Raw genomic sequence first — 15,848 nt, 5'->3', positions numbered from 1 at the left:
CCGCCGCTCTCCGGCCGCGCACGGCCGGAACCACGCTGCCGTATCCAAAGCGGGTGTTAATCTCATCGATCACCGGCTCAACACGCAGCCTCGCTTGCCTGCCGGTGTCCATGTGCGACCCGGCCCTTGGACAGCCCTGGGTGGGCGTGCGATCGGCTATCCGCTGTTCGCTTATCGCGGTGCAATGCTCGATGTCTCACGGCACTTCTTCACCATCGCGCAGGTCAAGCGCGGTACATCGACCAACTCGCGCACTTTGGGCAGGCAGCCGAGCCTGCCAGAGACCGTACGACGAGGCGGACCTCAGATTCCCCGAGGACTACCCTCTCGACCTCCAGCGACGCTCAACTCATCCACCACACACAGGTGATGCCCACCCGTCCTTGATGGGGTGCACCCTCAAATCAGCGACAGAGCCCAACAAGTCGGCCAGAGCCTCAGTTTTGACGTCAGTTGGGGGGTGCGATGGGACTGTGAGGTGTACTTCCGGGCTGTGGCCTGCTGAGTGGGTCCGATCTCACGGTCCGGTACCTGCTTCGCCGATGCCGATGGCCCCGCGGCGGCCCGGGTGAGGGCCGTCGAGCTCACCGGGGGAACTGGACGAGGAGGCCACCGCAGTCGATGTCGCCGATCGGTTCGGCGGGGACGGGACTTCGTCGCTGCCTGACGGCCCCCGGGGCCCGGAATTGGGTCAGGTCGGCTGCCCGGGGAGGACGGGCTCTTGGTGGTGGGCGGGAGAGGTGGGACACTCCCAGACTGCGATGCCACCGGTGACGTTGGCGGTCAGGGGGTGTGTGACCCGGGCAGGGAGGGAGGGGGCGACCGAAGGTGGCCTCGGCCTCCATGGCGTGGTCCTGGATCTGGGACGCGAAGGCGGCGACCGCCTCCGCGAAGGGGACGTACAGCGGGAAATAGGCCCCCACGGTCGTGCCGCGGACAGCGTCGTCGGACGTCCCGAGGTCGACGAGTAGTTGCGAGTGCTCCGCGAGGGCCGGCAGGTCGGGCGGCATGGCGGAGTGCGCCGAATGGAGATTGATCGAGGTGCTGCCCGGCTCCAGGCCGGCGCCCTCCTGCGGCATCCACCCAACGCGCAGTACCTCCCAGGGTGGTGCCTGGTGGCCCAAGCCACGGAGAACGGCTTGGGCCACCTGCCGGACGCGCTCAACGACCGCTACGTTCATTGCCCCATCTTGCAGTAGAGGGAAGCTGCGTTGGCCGGGGGACCGGTCGAGCACGCCGAGGCGCTATGGCAGAGGCCCATAGCGTCGTCCTTGAGGGGCTCAGCGGAACCACCCGGAAGATGACTTGATGACGGATGACCAACAGGGTGGGACGACCCTGCGTGCTCACGCTCCTGATCTGCGGCAGGTCCGTCAGGAGCCCCTGAGTGCTCACTTTTACAGTGATTCCTAATGCGGTCTGTCAAGCCGCGAAGGCACTGGGCGGGGTGAGTTCGTAGCATCGCCCGTCGCGGAGGAGTGCCCAGAGGACGTTGACGCGGCGCCGGGCCAGGGCGAGGACGGCCTGGGTGTGGCGCTTGCCCTCGGCGCGTTTGCGGTCGTAGAACTGACGCGACTCGTCGCAGTGCCGGATGCTGAACAGCGCCGAGATGTAGAAGACGCGTTGGAGGCGGCGGTTGTATCGCTGCGGGCGCCGCAGATTGCCGCTGATCTTCCCGGAATCGCGGGGCACTGGTGCGACGCCGCCGAAGCCGGCGAGGCGGTCCGGGGTGCCGAAGACCGTCATGTCGCCGCCTGTGGCGGCTAGGAACTCGGCGCCGAGGATGACGCCCAGGCCGGGCATGCTGGTGATCACGTCGAAGGCGTGGTGGTCGCGAAACCTGGCCTCAATGTCCTTGTCGATAGCGGCCACCTGCTGGTTGAGGCTCATCACCCCCCTCGCCAGCGTGTGCACCACCTGGGCGGCCAGCTTCTCGCCGGGCAGGCTGGTGTGCTGCCGTTCAGCGGTCTCGATGGCGATTTTGGCAAGCCGGTCGGGGCGGACGATATGGCGGTTGCGCAGCCAGGTTTCCAGGCGCCTGGCGCCGATGCGGCGGATGGCCGCTGGAGTCTGGTAGCCGGTCAGCAAGGTGAGCGGGCCGGAATCGGTCAGGTCCAAGGCCCGTTCCAGGCCGGGGAAGAAGCCGGTGAGCTGGGCTCGCAAGCGGTTGACGGTGCGGGTGCGGTCGGCGACCAGGTCCGTGCGCCAGCCTGTGAGGATCTTGAGGTCGGTGACGGTGTCGTCCGTGGCGCGTAACGGGTGCAGATCCCGGCGGACACGGATCTGGTCGGCGATGACGGCGGCGTCCTTGGCGTCGGTCTTGCCCTCGCCGCGGTAGCTCTCGGAGGCGCGGTGGATGGCCCGGCCGGAGATGTAGTGCACCGGCTGGTCGTGGTTGAGGAGGATCGTGATGGCGAGGGCGGCTCCGCCGTCAGCCAGGTCGATGCCCCAGGTCACCTCATCACCCAAGGCCAATACGTCGGCGAGGATTTGGAGGAGTTCGGGTTCGTCGTTGGCGACGCGTCGCGACAGCAGCCGACGGCCGCTTTCGTCGATCGCGACGCAGTGGTGGTGGGTCTTGCCTGCATCGATGCCAGCCCAGATCGCGGCCATGTGGTGCCTCCGTGCGGTGGTGTTGCTGGTGCCTCCCGACGGACGACCTCGCTGTCGATTCCCTACGGAGCGATCATTCGCAATTCCTAATTGGCAGCCGAGTCGTCGTGGGGCACCGGGCGGCCAATCACTGAGAGCCACAAGCGGCAGAGCTTTTTCAACCACACCCGGCGCCCCTGGGTGGGTGAACCATACGAAGGGCTCACCGCCTCCCGCAGAACAACGTAGGGAGTTCTTTCAATCTGGCGGCCAGGATCATGAGTTGGACGGGTCTGCGTATCGACGAAGCTCCTGGTAGACGGTGCCACGACCAAGATCCACCGTGCTGCCAGGAGCCTCGCGTGCTTGTCTACCCGTCCTCAATCGACCTGTCCAGCCGCACCCTGCGGTACCTGACCGGGCAACTCGCCTCCCGAAGGCGGGAGATCGGGACGCGATGGCGCCGTATGACCTCGGGCCGCCAGGCCCTGCTTGCCCTAGCGCACCTGCGCTGCGGTGACACCTACGCCCAGCTCGCTGCCGGGTTCAAAATCGGCCAACTGGGAACCTGCACATCCGCCCCTCCATCCTCCTGGGCAACTAGTCCCGAAGCCGCACTGATCCGCGACCACGCGGCCGGGACCCATGACAGGGGGAAGGGAAACCCGACTCTTGCGCAACAGACTCGGCCGTACGATCACCGGCGCAGCAGTGCTCGCCCTCACCGCCGCCGGTGCCGGTGCCGGTGGCGTCACAGGAACAGCTAACGCCACCACAGACGTTCCCGGCGCCCTGCCAGAGGGGCTGAAGATCTCCAACTACACCAAGGCCCTGGACAGCGGGGGCTTCGCAACGGCGGCGCTCAGCAGCGTGCTGGTGGCCACGGTCTCCTCGGTCCTGGCGGTGGTGCTGTCGGCTCCGGCGGCTTACGCGCTCTCACGACGACGCACCCGGACCTCCGACGCGCTCACTTTGACGTTCGTACTCGGCCTCGGCGTCCCCGGCCAGGTTCTGCTGGTCCCGATGTTCATCGGTCTCGCCAAAGTCGAGCTGACCAACAGCTATACAGGCTTGATCCTCGTTTACACCGCCCTGGCGCTGCCGTTCACCGTTTATCTCCTCACCGGGTTCTTTCGCCGCCGTGCCCTCGGTACTGGAGGAGGCGGCGGCAATCGACGGCGCCACCGGCCCGCGCGCCTTCTTCCAGGTGATCCTGCCCGTGGCACGCGGCGGAATCATCACCACGTTCCTGATGTAGTTAATCTTCAACTGGAACAAGACCCTGTTCGCGATCACCCTCATGAGCAGCGACGACAAGATCACCCTTCCCGTCGCCCTCGTCAGCTTTGTCAAGAGCCAGCAGTTCAGCGGGCTCGATTGGGGCACGATGTTCGCCGGGATGTGCATCCATCTCGCACCCATGACCGCCCTGTTCTCCTGGCTGGGCAACAGGATCATCCAGGGCATGACCGTGGGCATCGGCCGATGAGCCCGCGAGAGGCCGGATCCCGGCTGCTGGCGTCGCTGATGGTGCTCGGCTGCCTCGGCGGGTGCGCGGGCACGCCCGCAACGTCACCGCCGTCCGAATCCGTGAAATCCGGAACTCCGGCGCTGGTCAGATCCGACAGGCCGCTGCTGATCGCGTTTCTCGACCCGGCGGCGCCGGTCGGTGCCGCCTCGCGCAGTCAGATTCCGGTCCTGCGGAGCATGGCCACTCAATACGGCCCAGCGGGCCTGAGCGTCCTCATCGTCGACGCCACCGGCCGGGCGAGCGCCGACAGCCTGACCAACTTCACCCACGACTGGAACCTGCACCCGCCGTCCATCACGGTCGCCGCCCCCAACGAAGCCGCCGCCTACACCACGGCCCACGGGGTGACCACCGTGCCGGACACGGTCCTCTTGGCTCCGGGCGGGGCCGTTCAGCAGCGGTGGCGCGGCACTGTGGTCACCGCGCAGCAACTCGCCCCGCTCCTGCAGGCGATGGCCTCGCCGACTCCGTCTCCATCCTCCAACTCATCCCCCCGATAGGAGGTTCGTCATGTCCGTCCAACCCGCCCGGAGAAAAACGGTGGCCGCAGGCCTGGCGCTCGCCGTTCTCACCGTGCTGGCGAGCGTGTTTGCGTTGCCCGCCGCCCCCGCACTGGCCGCCGCGAATTACCACGTCGACTGTTCGGCGTCGCGCAACGGTTCAGGCTCTGAGGCCAGTCCTTGGAACACGCTGTCCACCGTTGCCAATCGCACCTTCGGCCCCGGCGACAAGATCCTGTTCAAGCGCGGCACCACCTGCAAGGGCAGGCTCGCGCCTAAGGGCAGCGGTGCCGCAGGCTTGCCGATCGTCATCGACACCTACGGAACCGGAGCCAAGCCGCACATCAAAGGTAATGGCGGTCCCGACGCGGTCCGTCTGCACAACCAGCGGTACTGGGAGATCCGGAACCTGGAGGTCACCAACAAGGGGGCTTCGATCGCCAACCGGCGCGGCGTGTACATCAGTTTGCGGGACATCGGCACCGGAACCTACTACCGGCTCGTCAACCTCACCGTCCACGACGTCAACGGCGACGGCAGCAAGGATCTGGGCGGCAGCTCCGGCATCCAGTTCGACGTGCTCGGCTCGTCGGTCAAGACCAAGTTCGACGACGTGGTCCTCGACGGCAACGAGGTCTACTCCGTCGACCGGTCCGGGATCAACATGTCGACGTCCTGGAAGTGCCGGGCCTCCGTAGGCTGGGAGGGCGAGTGTTCGAGCAAGGTTAACAATTATTATCCGTGGACCCGGTTTGTGGCGCGTAACAACACCGTGCACGACATCGGCGGCGACGGCATCGTCCTGCAGTACACCGACCACGGACTGGCCGAACACAACGTCGCCTACGACACAGCGATGCGGCCCAACGGCAACAATGCCGCCATGTGGGCCTGGAACGCCGACAACGTCACCTTCCAGTTCAACGAGGCCTACCGCACCCGCAAACTTCCAGACAACAACGACGGCACGGCGTGGGACGCCGACTACGGCACCGACGGCACCATCTACCAGTACAACTACAGCCACAACAACGAAGGCGGAATGGTGCTGTTCTGCGGCTGCCCCGGCGCCAGCGTCAACGCCGTCATCCGCTACAACGTCAGCCAGAACGACAAGCACCGCATCATCTTCGGCGCCGGTGCCGAGAACGGAAAGTTCTACAACAACACCATCTATCTGGGACCCGGCTCCAAGACGAAAATCATCGAGCTTGACAAGGAATACCGTACACAGATCAACCTCTCAAACAACATCATCGTCAATAAGGGCTCCGGCGGATACGACCGCAGCAGCGATCTCACCTTCAGTAACAACATCCTGAACGGCAACCATCCGGGTGGGCCGTCCGGGCAGATCACCGCCGATCCGAAGCTCACCGCACCCGGCACCGGCTCGACCGGACTCGGGTCGCTCGGCGGTTACAAGCTGAAGGACGGTTCACCGGCTCTCGGTGCCGGAGTCGTGATCAGCGACAACGGCGGCCGTGACTTCTGGGGCAACCAGGTGCCCGCCAACTGCGCACCCGACATCGGCGCGCACCAGCGAACAACCGCCGGTTCCTGCGGCGGCGGGGTTCAGGGAGGCGGGGCACTGGTGGCCGTCGGCGCGGGAGCGGCGGCCGCCACGGCGCTCGTCCTGCTGCTGATCCGTCTGCGCACCCGCCGGATCCGCTGATGCTCGCCTGACTGCAGGAGTTCTGGCCGGTGAGCGCGATGCGGGACAGCAGGTGGGGTTACCCGCTCACCGAATCCGCCCACATCGTCGGGCTCGCGGTGATGGTCGGCTCGACGGTGCTGTTCGACCTGCGGCTGGGCCGTCAACGCCAGCGACCAGATCGTCGGCCGGCAATCGGGCAAGTGCCTGCAGGTAGGGGACGACCCGACCAGCAACGGATCACGGATCAAGCTCTATTCGTGCCGATCCACCGATCTCCGCAGTCAGGTATTCCTGCGCGCCTGATACTGCTGTCCGGATCAGCCGTCTCAACCCTCCGCGACGGCGGCACCAAGGTCACGGTGCCGCCGTCGCAGCCGGCAGGCCTGACGACCAACAGCCGCTACGAGGCCCAGGCGGCCCCATCGGACGTCACATCGTCGATGGTCAGGTTCCGGTCGACCCTGAGCTCGACGACGAAAACGGGCGCCCCCCTCGAGTACCCGCTCAAGTCGAGCAGCACTTCGCCCGTCGCAGTCTCGGTGAACGGCAGGCGCCTGCCGTCCAGGCAGGCGGCCGAGGTCACCTTGGCACCGAGACGCGGCAGCCGCAGCTTCGACGTACGGAAGTCGTCGAAGATGTGGAGGTAGAGATAGTCGTCACGGTAGGTCGCCCCTGCGACCTGGTTGGAGCGGTACGGCCCACCGCGAGTGTCGACGACAGCGCGCTCGTGGTAGTTCATCCAGCTGCCGACCTGGTCCAGGACCGAGTTGACCCGGTCCTCCAGGTAACCGGTCTTCATCGGCGGCACGTTAAGCAACAGGTTGCCGCCGCCGACGGCAGTTCCGGAAACCATCCTCAGTGCCGTCGGGTAGTCGGTCAGGGCAGCGTTTGGCTGCCATGACCAGCCGTTCGGGGTGACCGAGATGCAGGACTCCCATGGCCGGTGCACGTTGAAGCTGCCTACGTGTCCCTCGGGAGTGTCAAAGTCCCCGGCAAGTTCCGCCGGCAACGGCTGGTAGCCCATGTTGGTGTAGGCACGGTCGTTGACGAGGATGCCGGGCTGAAGGCTCCGTGGAACGTCGTAGAGCGACGGTGGCTGGAACACGGCCCTGTCCGCGTACGGGATGCTGTCGTACCACATGAAGTCGATCTTCCCGTACTGCGTGAGCAGCTGATCGAGGTGCTGCCTCATGTAGCCGTTGTACGTGGCGTAGTCGGCCTTGCCGTAGTCCGGTTGGGTCCAGTCCCGCTGCGAGTAGTAGAAGCCGATCTTGAGGCCGGCGGACCTGGCCGCCTCGGCGATCTCCCGGGTCAGGTCACGCCCCGACCTTCCCATCGGGGTGTCGGCGTAGTCGGGGTAGGCCGAGCGCGTGACGTTGTCGGCGCGGAAGTTCGGGTATCCGTCGTGGTGCTTGGTCGTGAAGACCAGGTAGTTCATGCCCACAGCCTTGGCCTTGGCGGCCAGTCGAGGCGCCCAGTCCTCCGCGGGCAGGAAGTCGCGGTAGGCCGCGTCGTACACAGGATCGGACTTCACTGACGGGTCGTGGTACTGGTTTCCGGGCGCTTCACCAGGGCGAAAGGCGTTGCGGCCCCAGCCGATCTCCCGACCCACCACGGATGACGGATTGAAGTGGACGAACATACCGAAGCGCAGCGAGGCGAGGACAGCGCCGGGATCCTGCGCTGCCAGGCCGGCAGCGGGCCCCGCCACGGCTGACTGAAGCCCGCCGAGTGCGTACGCAGGTGAGCTCAGCGCCGCGGCGGCCGGCAGTGCTGCCATGGCCGCGAGCAGGCTTCGACGCCCAAGACGTGGGGATGGGGAGACGGTTGTTCGGGCAGCGTGCGGCTCGAATTCGGACATGCCGATTTCCCTTCGTGATGGGGGGTGGCGAACACGGAATTGCCATTGGGCACGCGGCGTGCCGTGCGCGAACAGCCGGAATCGTCCTCCGACTCGACGCCGACCCGCGCCAGCCGCGTCACTAGCGGAATGCAGACCACAGACACCCTTGAAGGTGCTTCATTGCGGCGTGCAGTGAATTCCTCGCCTCGGGAATATCGTCCCGGTTCGCCGATGGGCCGTCAACGATTCAGGCAGAACCGGAGGGTAAAACCTCGGATGACTCTTTAGATTCCAGTGTGTTGGGATTACAAAGATCCGAGATGGGCGGCTCAGATACCGCCAAACAACCGATGAATATCCCATGAGTGGTCGCCTGCAGCATCGCGTCGACTACCCACAAGCACCTACGATCTGACGCTGAGCCAGGTGAGCGGGAGCGCGATTCACAACCCGTAAACCCGCGCCGCAGTGCCCGACCAGATATCGCGCCGTTCGTCGTCGGAGAGTCCGGTGAGGAGCGTGTTCGTCGTCTCCACCACTTCTGCGTATTCGGCAGCCAGGGTGCACACGGGCCAGTCGGAGCCGAACATCAGGCGCTGTGGACCGAAGGCTTCGAGCACCGTGTCGACGTACGGCCACAGGCTGGCGACGGTCCAGGTCTGCCAGTCGGCCTCGGTGACCAGACCTGAGAGCTTGCATACGGTGTTCGGCCGAGCGGCGAACGACCTGACCTTCTCCGCCCAGGGCTTCAGCTCTTCTGCCGCAACCGGAGGCTTGCCCAAGTGGTCCAGAACGAAGGTGAGTTCTGGAACACGACGGGCCGCGATGGTCGCGGCGGGCATTTGGTGCGGAAGGATCACCAGGTCGTACGCGAGTCCTGCAGCCGCCACCGCCCTGAGGCCGCGCAGCACGTCGGGGCCGTGAATCCATCTCGGGTCGGGCTCACTCTGCACCTGATGGCGGATGCCTCGCAGCCAGTCACCACCCGGCTGCTCGCGGAGCCAGGCCAGCTCGTCGCTGATGTCGCGAGCGGTCAGATCCGTCCAACCCACCACGCCTGCGACCAACTCGCTGCCGGCCGCGAGCGCCAGGAGCTCCGGGGTCTCCTCGTCGACCGTGATCGTCTGAACGACGATGGTGCGGTCGACGCCTGCGGCGCGGGTGTGCGGCTCAAGGTCTGCGAGCGCGAAGTTCCGGCGCAGGGGGGAGAGTTCAGGCCCGGTGATCCAGCTCTGGTCACGGATGGAGAGGTCCCACACATGATGGTGGGCGTCGATGATGGCCACGGCAGTCACAGCTCCCAGACGATGGGAAGTCCGGCGTCGGCACCCGCCTCGGAGTAGTCGTGGGCGACGTCAAGGAGCTCGGCCATGCGTGCCTGCCACGCGATATTCACGGGCAATTGCTCCAGGGCTGCCAGGAGGCCGGCGTAGTCCTCGCATTCGATGACATGGAAGAGGTCCGTGCCGCTGCGCCAGATCGTCCAGGAGGAGGCACCGGCGGCCCGGATCGCGGCCGTCAGCTCCTCGGGTACTTCGCGGTGGGCCTTGTCGTACTCATCGATGCGGTCCGAACGGACCTTGGTGTGCAGGGCGATGCGCATAGCGGCTCCTCGGCTTGCGGCTCTGACTTGGGCATTCGCTTCACTCGTCGACGATGACGATGTCCAGGGTGCGCGGGCCGTGTACGCCCTCAACCCGTTCCAACTCGATGTCGCTGGTGGCCGACGGGCCCGAGATGAGGGTCAACGGTCGATGCGGTACGAGCCGCTGCACGGCCTCCGGTACGTCGCCGGCAATCTGACCGGACCGTACGACGCACAGGTGGTAGTCGGGCAGGAGTGTGAGGACGCGGCGGCCTTGGCCCGGTCCCGCGTCGAGGACGATCGTGCCGGTGGTCGCAATGGCAAGCGCGCAGGTCGTGAGCACGCCGCTCGCCGTGTTCAACTCGTGCACGTCGAGCGCCGGGGTGTCGATGCGGCGGGTCCAGTCGCCCTCCGGCAACCAGGCGGTGGGGAAACCTTCGGGGACCAAGAGCGCGCCGGCGACACCCCGGTCGAGCAGCGCGGTGGCAATTGCCGCGCGGGGGTCGTCGGTGCGCGTGACGGTGGCCCGGTAGTCGGCGGCGACGTCTGCGAACAAGTCGACGAGGTCCCCTTCGGCATGGCTACTGCGGTAGGTGCGGGCAATGCGTCCGGCGTCGTACTGCTCGGCGGTGGGAACGTCCGTCAGCGCGGAACGAATCCGGTCGAGGACGGTCGTGCGGCTGCCTGGTCGGATCCTGTGGGTCATTCCGACCTCCTTTCACGGTGCCACCACACGCGGAATGTCTCGCGTGGCGGCGCGGGCGTATCGCGGGTGTCAGACCAGCGGTGGAGCGGACCGGGGAGACGACGGAGCACTCCGCGTCTGGCGAGCACACGGCCGCCGAATCCCGCCACCCGCTGGGCCAGCCCAAGCCGTCGAGGCGAGACGAGCGTTGCGGCGGCCGCCTTCATCACCAGGGCCTCCGGCGTGGGCACAGGTCCCTTGCGCTTGGCGTCGACCGCCTGCGCGCGCAGGTGGACGAGGACGGTCGGAATGTCGATCTTGACGGGGCAGGCGTCGTAACAGGCCCCGCAGAGCGTGGAGGCGTACGGCAGCGACGCCGCCTGTTCGACACCGACCAGCTGCGGGGTCAGTACGGCGCCGATCGGCCCGGGATAGACGGAGCCGTAGGCGTGGCCGCCTGTCCGCTCGTACACCGGGCAGACGTTCAGGCACGCCGAACAGCGGATGCACCCCAGGGCTTGGCGGCCGACGGTGTCGCGCAGGGTGGCGGTGCGACCGTTGTCGAGCAGGATCAGGTGGAAGTTCTGCGGGCCGTCGCCTTCGGTGACTCCCGTCCACATGCTCGTGTACGGGTTCATGCGCTCGCCCGTCGAGGAACGCGGCAGGAGTTGGAGGAAGACCTCCAGGTCCTTGAAGGCCGGCAGGACCTTCTCGATGCCCATCACGGTGATCAGGGTGTCGGGGAGGGTCAGGCACATGCGGCCGTTGCCCTCCGACTCGACCACGGCCACGGTCCCGGTGTCGGCGGCGGCGAAGTTGGCTCCGGATACGGCCACCTTGGCGCGCAGGAACTTCTCCCGCAGGTGGAGCCGCGCTGCCTCGGCCAGGTCACGGGGGTCGTCGGTGAGGTCGTCGGGGGCAGGTCTCCCCCACTTCCCCATCGCGTCACGGAAGACGTCACGGATCTCGGCGCGGCCCTTGTGGATCGCGGGGACGAGGATGTGCGACGGCCGGTCGTTGCCGAGCTGAACGATGAGTTCGGCGAGGTCCGTCTCGTACGCGCGGATGCCCGCAGTCTCCAGGGCTTCGTTGAGGCCGATCTCCTGGGTCGCCATGGACTTGACCTTGACGACCTCCGTCTCCCCCGTCGCCTGGACCAGCTGGGTGACGATGCGGTTCGCCTCGGCGGCGTCCGCGGCCCAGTGCACGGTGCCGCCGGCGGCGGTGACCGACTCCTCCAGGCTCAGGAGGTGCGTGTCGAGGTGGCGGAGTGTGGCGTCCTTGATGGCGGCGGCAGCGGTGCGAAGTTCCTCCCAGTCGTCGAGTTCACCTGATACTGCGAGCCGCTTCTCGCGGATGGTGCCGGTGGCCTTGCGCAGGTTGGCCCTGAGCCGGGTGTCGGCGACGGCGTCCTTCGCGGCCTGAGGGAAGGCCGGGCTGCCGAGCCAGACCACGTTGTCCGCGCCGGTGCTCATGCGGCGTCCCCTTCCGAAGCGGCCAGGATCTCCGCCAGGTGCAGTGTGCCCACCCCGGTGCGGAGCCGGCTAAGGCCGCCGCCGATGTGCATCAGGCAAGAGTTGTCGCCGGCACACAGCACCTCGGCTCCGGTGTCCTGTATGGCGCGGACCTTGTCGGCGAGCATCGCGTTCGACACATCGGGGTTCTTCAGGGCGAAGGTGCCGCCAAAGCCGCAGCAGCTGTCACCCTGCGGAAGTTCGACAAGGTCAATTCCCTTGACTGCACGCAGGAGTTGCAGCGGGCGATCAGCTACCCGCAGCATGCGCAGGGAGTGACAGGTGGGGTGATAGGTGACCCGGTGCGGGAAGTAGGCGCCCACATCGGTGACTTGGAGGACGTCCACGAGAAACTCCGACAGTTCGTAAACACGGGGAGCAACTTCGCCAACTCGGGTCCGCAGTGGCGCGTCCCCGTAGTCGGCGGCCAGCGTGGCGTGATGCTCGCGAACCATCCCCGCGCACGAGCCGGACGGCGTGACGATCGCGTCGTAACCCGAGAAGACGTCGGCGAATCGCCGCACCAGAGGGGTTGCCTCGGGCCGGTAGCCGGTGTTGAAGTGCATCTGGCCACAGCAGGTCTGTGCCTGCGGGAAGTGGACCGTATGGCCGAGGCGCTCCAGGAGCTTGACGACCGCCTTGCCCGTGTCCGGGAACATCGTGTCGTTGAAGCACGTGATGAACAGAGCGATGCGCATGCTCACCCCGCCTCCGGCACCGGCGCACTGCCGGTCAGACCTTCGGCGCGCAGCTTCTCCCAGACGTCGGCCGCCACAGGGCTGTTCAGCATCTGCACCGCGTCTCGTACCTCTGCCGCGGACCGTGCACCGGTCAGCACGCTCGCCACCGCGGGGTGGCCGAACGGGAACTGCATCGCCGCAGCCCGAAGCGGAGACCCGCCGGCTTCGGTGATCTCTCTCATCCGAAGGGCCCGCCTCAGCAACTCCTCGGGCGCGGCACCGTAGTCATATGTGGCGCCGGGTTTGGGGTCGGCGAGCAGGCCTGAATTGAACACGCCGCCGACAATCACGCTCTTGCCACGGTCCAGTGCGGCGGGCAGCAGCTCGGCCAGTGCCGATTGCTCAAGGAGCGTGTAGCGCCCGGCGCAGAGCACCACGTCCACGTCCGTGTCGATCAGGAAGCGGGTGAGCATCGCGGTCTGGTTCATGCCGGCGCCGATCGCGCGTACGACACCCTCGGCGCGCAGCCGCTCCAGTTCCGGGTAGGCCTCGTGGAAGGCCTGCTCGCCGTGGTCGTCGGGGTCGTGCAGCAGCGCGATGTCGATGTGGTCGAGCCCCAGTCGGGCCAGGCTTTCTTCCAACGAGCGCCGCATGCCGTCGGCGCTGAAGTCCCATACACGGCGGTGTGTTGCCGGCACTGCGAAGCCGTGCTCGAGGTCGTCACCGCCGGCGGCGGAGGGCTCAAGGAGACGGCCCACCTTGGTGGAGATGACGTACTCCGCGCGGGGCTTGCCCTGCAGGCCGGCGCCGATGCGTCGCTCGGACAGGCCGAGGCCGTAGTGTGGGGCGGTATCGAAGTACCGGATGCCTTCAGCCCAGGCCGTCTCGATGGTCTCAGCGGCGGCCGACTCGCTGACTGGACGATAGAGGCCTGCCACGGCCGCTCCGCCTAGACCGATCTCGGTGACTTCGATGCCGCTGCGGCCGAGAGTGTGCCGTGCCAGTCCCGAATCTGCGGCTTCGGAACCCGCGTCGAGCTCCCTGTTCTGGTGGACCACGATCGGATCACCGTCCCTTCGGGCGGAGCCGCAGCCCCTGCATGCCGCCGTCGACGGCCAAGGCCGTTCCTGTCACCGAAGCCGCGGAGGGGCCTGCCAAGTAGACGATGGCCGCGGCCACTTCATCTGCCGTGACCAGACGGCCCAACGGTTGCCGGGCGTTCAGCGCAGCACGTTCCGCGGCCGGGTCCGGAGCCTGCTCCAGGAGTCGGCCGATCCAAGGAGTGTCGGCGGTACCGGGGTTCACGCAGTTCACGCGCACTCCCTCGGCCACGTGGTCGGCGGCCATGGCCATCGTGAGCGCCTGCACCGCCCCCTTGCTGGCGCTGTACAAGGCCCGCTGCGGCAGCCCCGCCGTGGCAGCGATGGAGCAGGTGTTGACGATCGAGGCATGCACCGACTTGCGCAGATGGGGCAGGGCCGCGCGGCTGGTGCGCACCATGCCGAGGACGTTGATGTCCAGGACCCGCATCCACTCGGCGTCGTCATTGTCCTCAACAGTGCCGATCGCGCCGATCCCCGCGTTGTTCACGAGGATGTCGAGACCTCCGAGGTCCCGCACGGCGATCCGTACCGCGGCATCGACCACGGCGGCGTCCATGACGTTCATCGTGTATCTGCGCAGGGGCGCTTGCACGGCCGCCGGATTAAGGTCGAGGACCGCGACGTCGGCCCCTCGAGCGGCCAAGAGCTGGGCCGTGGCCAGGCCGATGCCGGAGCCTCCGCCGGTGACAATGGCCTTCAGACTGTGGAGGTCGCCAATTCCGCCCGAAATGACCTCTTGCGGGTCGCTCATGCTCGTGCCTCCTGCTCCTGTGCAGCCCGGTCGGCGGTCCAAAAGGCACCGTCGGGGTAGGAGTAGGTGTCGATGGACTCCTGCAGCATCTGCGCCGAGAAGCCAGGGGCGGACGGCGCTACGTAGTGTCCGTTCACGATGCGGACCGGGTCGGCGAAGTGGTCGTGCAAGTGGTCGACGTACTCGATGACCCGGTCGGCGGTGGTCCCGGACAGGGCGACGTAATCGAACATCGACAGGTGCTGGACCAGTTCACACAAGCCGACTCCACCGGCGTGCGGGCAGACCGGCACGCCGTACTTGGCGGCAAGCAGCAGCACGGCGAGATTCTCGTTGACGCCGCCGACGCGGGCCGCGTCGATCTGCAGGATGTCGATCGCGCCGGCCTGCAGGAGCTGCTTGAAGACGATGCGGTTCTGCACGTGTTCGCCGGTGGCGACCTTGGTCGGGGCGACGGCCTGGCGTATCGCCGCGTGCCCGAGGATGTCGTCCGGGCTGGTGGGCTCCTCGATCCAGTACGGGTCGAACTCGGCCAGCGCTCGCGTCCATTCGACTGCCTCATCGACGTTCCACCGCTGATTGGCGTCGATGGCGACGCGGATGCCGTCGCCGACGGCGGCACGGGCCGCGCGGCAGCGGCGGACGTCGTCCTCGAGGTCGGCGCCGACCTTCAGCTTGATCTGGGTGAAGCCGTCGGCGACCGCCTGTCGGGCGAGGCGCGTGAGCTTTTCGTCGGAGTAGCCGAGCCAGCCGGGCGAGGTGGTGTAGCCGGGATAGCCCGTGGCGCGCAGGTTGACCGCCCGCTGGGCGGCGCCGTCGCGGCCGCGCTTGAGGAGGGTGAGGGCTTCGTCGGGGGTCAGAACATCCGCGATGTACCGGTAGTCGACCTGGCCCGCCAGCCACTCGGGGGCGGCGTCGGCGAGCAGCTGCCACAGGGGCTTGTCCTCGCGCTTGGCCGCGAGATCCCACACGGCGTTGACCACGGCGCCGATCGCCATGTGCATCACGCCCTTCTCCGGGCCCAGCCAGCGCAGCTGGCTGTCCCCGATCAGGGTCCGGCTGAGCGAGCCCGGATCGGCGCACAGGTCGCCGACCGGGCGGCCGATCACATGGTGTTTGAGCGCGTCGATGGCGGCGACCTGGACGTCGTTGCCACGTCCGATGGTGAAGGTGAACCCATGTCCTTCGTGCTCATCATCTGCGTCTGTGCGCAGCACGACGTAGGCGGCGGAGTAGTCGGGGTCCGGGTTCATGGCGTCGGAGCCGTCGAGCTCACGCGAGGTCGGGAAGCGGATGTCGTACGTGTCGACGGAGGTGATCCTCGAGACGTCGGAGGGCATGGGTGCTGAGGAACTGGCTGTCACGGCGGCGGAGGTCTCTTTCATTGGTAGGGCGCGCTGCAGCGGT

Annotated in this window: 15 protein-coding genes and 2 pseudogenes; 5 read left to right on the top strand and 12 right to left on the bottom strand. The window is 67.1% G+C overall.

Translation table 11 applies throughout. The features are described 5' to 3' along the window. Positions 1-94 precede the first annotated feature (94 nt). A pseudogene (locus ACFPQ9_RS43605) lies at positions 95-252 on the top strand (family 20 glycosylhydrolase); the annotation flags it as partial. Positions 253-584: 332 nt separating this feature from the next. Here ACFPQ9_RS43605 and ACFPQ9_RS43600 read toward each other — a convergent pair. Both ACFPQ9_RS43600 and ACFPQ9_RS43595 read right to left on the bottom strand, forming a co-directional pair. After that, positions 585-1,079: a hypothetical protein gene (locus tag ACFPQ9_RS43600; protein WP_380865831.1), complete on the bottom strand. Its 495-nt coding sequence runs from the start codon at positions 1,077-1,079 to the stop codon at positions 585-587. Between the two features lie 343 nt (positions 1,080-1,422). After that, the gene (locus tag ACFPQ9_RS43595) at positions 1,423-2,613 is read right to left on the bottom strand and encodes an IS110 family RNA-guided transposase (protein ID WP_380865829.1); all 1,191 of its coding nucleotides are present in this window, start codon (positions 2,611-2,613) and stop codon (positions 1,423-1,425) included. Between the two features lie 341 nt (positions 2,614-2,954). Here ACFPQ9_RS43595 and ACFPQ9_RS43590 point away from each other — a divergent pair. Continuing rightward, a pseudogene (locus ACFPQ9_RS43590) lies at positions 2,955-3,149 on the top strand (transposase family protein); the annotation flags it as partial. A 379-nt stretch (positions 3,150-3,528) separates the two neighbouring features. Here ACFPQ9_RS43590 and ACFPQ9_RS43585 read toward each other — a convergent pair. Next, positions 3,529-3,894 carry a hypothetical protein gene (locus tag ACFPQ9_RS43585; RefSeq protein ID WP_380865827.1) on the bottom strand — a complete coding sequence of 122 codons (366 nt, stop codon included), beginning with the start codon at positions 3,892-3,894 and terminating at the stop codon, positions 3,529-3,531. Between ACFPQ9_RS43585 and ACFPQ9_RS43580 the strand changes: the two genes are divergently transcribed. Genes ACFPQ9_RS43580 through ACFPQ9_RS43570 form a run of 3 tightly spaced genes read left to right on the top strand, consistent with a single transcriptional unit; the run spans position 3,893 to position 6,298 of the window. Further along, on the top strand, positions 3,893-4,081 hold the full coding sequence (locus tag ACFPQ9_RS43580) for a hypothetical protein (RefSeq protein ID WP_380865825.1): 189 nt from the start codon (positions 3,893-3,895) through the stop codon (positions 4,079-4,081). The genes ACFPQ9_RS43585 and ACFPQ9_RS43580 overlap by 2 nt on opposite strands. Next, on the top strand, positions 4,078-4,623 hold the full coding sequence (locus ACFPQ9_RS43575; RefSeq protein ID WP_380865823.1) for a hypothetical protein: 546 nt from the start codon (positions 4,078-4,080) through the stop codon (positions 4,621-4,623). The genes ACFPQ9_RS43580 and ACFPQ9_RS43575 overlap by 4 nt, the downstream gene beginning before the upstream one ends. A gap of 10 nt (positions 4,624-4,633) precedes the next feature. Next, positions 4,634-6,298: a right-handed parallel beta-helix repeat-containing protein gene (locus ACFPQ9_RS43570; RefSeq protein ID WP_380865820.1), complete on the top strand. Its 1,665-nt coding sequence runs from the start codon at positions 4,634-4,636 to the stop codon at positions 6,296-6,298. Positions 6,299-6,680: 382 nt separating this feature from the next. Here the strand turns inward: ACFPQ9_RS43570 and ACFPQ9_RS43565 are convergent, their stop codons facing one another. The 9 genes from ACFPQ9_RS43565 to ACFPQ9_RS43525 form a co-directional block, all read right to left on the bottom strand. Continuing rightward, on the bottom strand, positions 6,681-8,060 hold the full coding sequence (locus ACFPQ9_RS43565) for an alpha-L-fucosidase (protein WP_380865818.1): 1,380 nt from the start codon (positions 8,058-8,060) through the stop codon (positions 6,681-6,683). A 506-nt stretch (positions 8,061-8,566) separates the two neighbouring features. Next, entirely contained in the window at positions 8,567-9,409 is an 843-nt protein-coding gene (locus ACFPQ9_RS43560; RefSeq protein ID WP_380865815.1) for an amidohydrolase family protein, read from the bottom strand. A 5-nt stretch (positions 9,410-9,414) separates the two neighbouring features. Continuing rightward, positions 9,415-9,726, bottom strand: coding sequence for an L-rhamnose mutarotase (locus ACFPQ9_RS43555; protein WP_380865813.1), 312 nt, complete (start codon positions 9,724-9,726; stop codon positions 9,415-9,417). 40 nt (positions 9,727-9,766) lie between these two features. Next, a complete protein-coding gene (locus ACFPQ9_RS43550) occupies positions 9,767-10,414 on the bottom strand; it encodes a LutC/YkgG family protein (protein ID WP_380865810.1) in 648 nt (215 codons plus the stop codon). Next, a complete protein-coding gene (locus ACFPQ9_RS43545; RefSeq protein WP_380865808.1) occupies positions 10,411-11,868 on the bottom strand; it encodes a lactate utilization protein B in 1,458 nt (485 codons plus the stop codon). Before ACFPQ9_RS43545 ends, ACFPQ9_RS43550 begins: the two co-directional genes overlap by 4 nt. Continuing rightward, entirely contained in the window at positions 11,865-12,605 is a 741-nt protein-coding gene (locus tag ACFPQ9_RS43540) for a (Fe-S)-binding protein (RefSeq protein WP_380865806.1), read from the bottom strand. The genes ACFPQ9_RS43545 and ACFPQ9_RS43540 overlap by 4 nt, the downstream gene beginning before the upstream one ends. 2 nt (positions 12,606-12,607) lie before the next feature. Then, the gene (locus tag ACFPQ9_RS43535; protein ID WP_380865841.1) at positions 12,608-13,591 is read right to left on the bottom strand and encodes an aldo/keto reductase; all 984 of its coding nucleotides are present in this window, start codon (positions 13,589-13,591) and stop codon (positions 12,608-12,610) included. Positions 13,592-13,652: 61 nt separating this feature from the next. Then, positions 13,653-14,441, bottom strand: a complete 789-nt coding sequence (locus ACFPQ9_RS43530; RefSeq protein WP_380865804.1) for an SDR family NAD(P)-dependent oxidoreductase — start codon at positions 14,439-14,441, stop codon at positions 13,653-13,655. Continuing rightward, positions 14,438-15,781, bottom strand: coding sequence for an enolase C-terminal domain-like protein (locus ACFPQ9_RS43525; protein WP_380865802.1), 1,344 nt, complete (start codon positions 15,779-15,781; stop codon positions 14,438-14,440). The genes ACFPQ9_RS43530 and ACFPQ9_RS43525 overlap by 4 nt, the downstream gene beginning before the upstream one ends. Positions 15,782-15,848 lie beyond the last annotated feature (67 nt).

Source organism: Streptomyces coerulescens, assembly GCF_042657965.1.
GTDB lineage: Bacteria > Actinomycetota > Actinomycetes > Streptomycetales > Streptomycetaceae > Streptomyces > Streptomyces coerulescens.
The sequence above is the reverse complement of the archived record's forward strand: the minus strand, read 5'-3'. Positions and strand labels throughout refer to the sequence as shown.

Bases quoted from the DNA above. Each gene is read 5' to 3' on its own strand.
- ACFPQ9_RS43565 (WP_380865818.1), bottom strand. From the start codon at position 8,060: ATGGCAGCACTGCCGGCCGCCGCGGCGCTGAGCTCACCTGCGTACGCA.
- ACFPQ9_RS43550 (WP_380865810.1), bottom strand. From the start codon at position 10,414: ATGACCCACAGGATCCGACCAGGCAGCCGCACGACCGTCCTCGACCGG.
- ACFPQ9_RS43575 (WP_380865823.1), top strand. From the start codon at position 4,078: ATGAGCCCGCGAGAGGCCGGATCCCGGCTGCTGGCGTCGCTGATGGTG.
- ACFPQ9_RS43525 (WP_380865802.1), bottom strand. From the start codon at position 15,781: ATGCCCTCCGACGTCTCGAGGATCACCTCCGTCGACACGTACGACATC.
- ACFPQ9_RS43600 (WP_380865831.1), bottom strand. From the start codon at position 1,079: ATGCCGCAGGAGGGCGCCGGCCTGGAGCCGGGCAGCACCTCGATCAAT.
- ACFPQ9_RS43580 (WP_380865825.1), top strand. From the start codon at position 3,893: ATGAGCAGCGACGACAAGATCACCCTTCCCGTCGCCCTCGTCAGCTTT.
- ACFPQ9_RS43555 (WP_380865813.1), bottom strand. From the start codon at position 9,726: ATGCGCATCGCCCTGCACACCAAGGTCCGTTCGGACCGCATCGATGAG.
- ACFPQ9_RS43595 (WP_380865829.1), bottom strand. From the start codon at position 2,613: ATGGCCGCGATCTGGGCTGGCATCGATGCAGGCAAGACCCACCACCAC.
- ACFPQ9_RS43545 (WP_380865808.1), bottom strand. From the start codon at position 11,868: ATGAGCACCGGCGCGGACAACGTGGTCTGGCTCGGCAGCCCGGCCTTC.
- ACFPQ9_RS43530 (WP_380865804.1), bottom strand. From the start codon at position 14,441: ATGAGCGACCCGCAAGAGGTCATTTCGGGCGGAATTGGCGACCTCCAC.
- ACFPQ9_RS43540 (WP_380865806.1), bottom strand. From the start codon at position 12,605: ATGCGCATCGCTCTGTTCATCACGTGCTTCAACGACACGATGTTCCCG.
- ACFPQ9_RS43570 (WP_380865820.1), top strand. From the start codon at position 4,634: ATGTCCGTCCAACCCGCCCGGAGAAAAACGGTGGCCGCAGGCCTGGCG.
- ACFPQ9_RS43585 (WP_380865827.1), bottom strand. From the start codon at position 3,894: ATGAGGGTGATCGCGAACAGGGTCTTGTTCCAGTTGAAGATTAACTAC.